This window comes from Methanosarcina sp. UBA5, assembly GCF_002505485.1.
In the GTDB taxonomy this organism is placed as follows: Archaea; Halobacteriota; Methanosarcinia; order Methanosarcinales; family Methanosarcinaceae; genus Methanosarcina.
Window position 1 is genome coordinate 7,064 of sequence record NZ_DAVG01000074.1, and the last position, 763, is coordinate 7,826.

At 33.9% G+C, this 763-nt stretch carries 1 protein-coding gene; it reads left to right on the forward strand.

Going from position 1 to position 763, the window contains the following annotated elements; translation table 11 throughout:
• Window positions 1–539: 539 nt before the first annotated feature.
• A partial coding sequence (locus BP621_RS07230; RefSeq protein WP_292388812.1) for a hemerythrin domain-containing protein occupies window positions 540–763 on the forward strand: 224 nt, incomplete at its 3' end.

Sequence of the window (763 nt, forward strand, 5' to 3'; positions counted from 1 at the left end):
CCAAGTCAGCAACTTTAATTTTAAGTCCTCCTAGGGTTTTATATACCAAACAATTAGATTACAATACCTTTTTCAATTCAGTAACTTAGATTCTGAACATTCCCATAAGAATATGTTGCTGCTTGATGTTAGATACCTGTATATATGTTATTTATCTATTCCTGAGAATTCGTAGTCCCTAACATAAGCACTTAGTTTATACAAGAGAAAGATATGCAGCTCCTTCATAAGCACTCAGCCCTATATCCTGAAGAAGCCTTTTCTTTTGCACATAGGATTCAATTTCTGAGATCTCAAACGTTTTTGAAAAACAACTCTCATATCCAGAAAATAGGCCCTGGATGTGAATTATCTACCTACTTTTATATATTTAAAAATCTATTGTTTTTAGGGGATTGAAATCATCATTAAAAAAGATTGCCTATTATTTTGTTACTGAAATCTGGATTATCCGTTTAGAATGAACAAGAATAGAGCTTTTTCAGAATACAGATATTTTTCAGAACAAAGTAATATTCAAGAGATAATATGGGGATAGGATGAAACCGACGGATGACTTAAAAGAAGAACACAAGGCTGTTAAACTGATGCTAAGAATTCTTGACGGTGTATGCACAAAGATAGAAGCCGGCAGAAGTGTTAAACAGGAGCACCTTGAAGGACTTGTAGAATTCATGAGAGTATTTATTGATAGATGCCACCACACAAAGGAAGAGACTTATCTTTTCCCGGAAATGGAAAAAGCAAGAATTTCAGGTGTAGG